Origin of the sequence: Gandjariella thermophila (genome assembly GCF_005405885.1) — a bacterium.
GTDB classification, from domain to species: Bacteria; Actinomycetota; Actinomycetes; order Mycobacteriales; family Pseudonocardiaceae; genus Gandjariella; species Gandjariella thermophila.
Window position 1 is genome coordinate 1 of record NZ_BJFL01000107.1, and the last position, 1,549, is coordinate 1,549.

Consider the following 1,549-nt stretch of genomic DNA (forward strand, 5'->3'; position numbering starts at 1 on the left):
TCATCCATGAAGGGGTGGGGCCGGTCAAGCCTTGATGGTGCGTGGGGCAGCCCTTGTTTTGCCCGGCTTCCGGCTTGCTGGGGGCAGGCGCGCAGAAGGTGTCGGGGTCCAGGCTGGCCGTAGGCCACTCCGGCAGGAGCTTGGCCTGGACGCCGGCGCCGTGCGCGCGATCATGTTATGGGCCGGAAGGGGGTGCTCCTGGGTGGGGATTGTTCGGTTTGGTGGGTGGTCGCGTTCACCAGGTTCCGGGCGGTGCCGGAGGGCAGGTCGGAGGTTCGGCTGCCGGTCATCCATTCGCTGTGGGGGCATGGTGGGTTGCGACCGTGGCCGGGTGGGGTCAATCAGAGGGGCGGCCGCGCCATCCTGGTGGGGTGGGGGCCAGACCTGCGGCGAGCACGCACCCGGTCACCTCCGAACCGCTCACGCGGCGTCCCTGGCGGCTTGGTGCAGGGCGCGGATGTGCCCGTCGCGCAGGCCGTAGTAGACGAGGGTGAGCAGCTTGCGGGCCACGGCGACGGTGGCGGTGTTGCGGCCATGGCGGGCGGTGATCCCGGCGCGGGCGCGGACCAACCATCCTGCCCAGGCGGGAGTCTTCTGGGCGGCTTCGATGGCGGCCCAGCGGACCAGCGCCGAGCCCTGTTTGGTGATCGGGCCGCGACGCACCGTGGTGTCGGATTCGCGGTGGCGGGGAGTGAGCCCGGCCCAGGAGGTGAGGTGGCGTGCGGTCGGGAACCGGGCCACGTCGCCAATCTCGGCCACGAACACGGCCGCCAGGGTGGGGCCGACACCCGGGATGGTCTGCAGGGCCCGGTAGCCGGGGTGTGCGGCCAGCCGCCCGGAGACCAGGTGGGCGGCCACCTCGATTTCGAAGCCGAGGGCGTCGATGAGCCGGCACAGGCTGTTGACCCGGGCCCGGTAGGCACCATCCAGGGGTGCCTGAGCGAGTAGGGCCCGGCCGCGGACACCGAAGAGGTCACTGGCCGGCAGGTGCAGGCCCTGTTTGGCCAACACCGCGTGGACCGAGGCCTTCACCCCGGAGCGCAGCGCGACCAACTTGGCGCGGTGACGCACCAACTCCCGCAGTTCGCGGGTGGCTGGTGGGGCGATCCACGCCTCGGGCAGCCGACCCATCCGCAGCAGATCGGCCAGGTCGCTGGCGTCCCGGACGTCGTTTTTCACCCGTCGATAGCTGAATCCCTTGATCCCCAACGGGTGCGCCAGACGCACGTGGGCACCGGCCTCAGCCAACACGTCGGCTGCCCAGTACCACCCGTAAGTCGCTTCGAGCACCACCTGAGGGTGTGCGCCGGCCTTGACGATCTCGGCGGCCAGCGTGATGGGGTCATTGTCGATGCGGGCGACACCGAGCCGTTCGCCGGAGGCGGACTGCCGCACGATGACCGACCGGCGACGGTGCAGGTCGATGCCCACGACCTGCGTCGCGTCATACTCGGACACAAGGGGCCTCCTTCGTCGTGCGTTGACGTGAGAACCCGAGTGTCCGCTCGGGACCACGAGGGACGGAGGCCCCGCCCCTTCATGCCATCAG

General features: G+C 70.6%; 1 protein-coding gene. It reads right to left on the minus strand.

The window, feature by feature from the left end:
* Positions 1 to 420 precede the first annotated feature (420 nt).
* Complete coding sequence (locus FFT21_RS28430) at positions 421 to 1,458, minus strand: IS110 family RNA-guided transposase (protein WP_137816976.1); 1,038 nt, start codon at positions 1,456 to 1,458, stop codon at positions 421 to 423.
* Positions 1,459 to 1,549 lie beyond the last annotated feature (91 nt).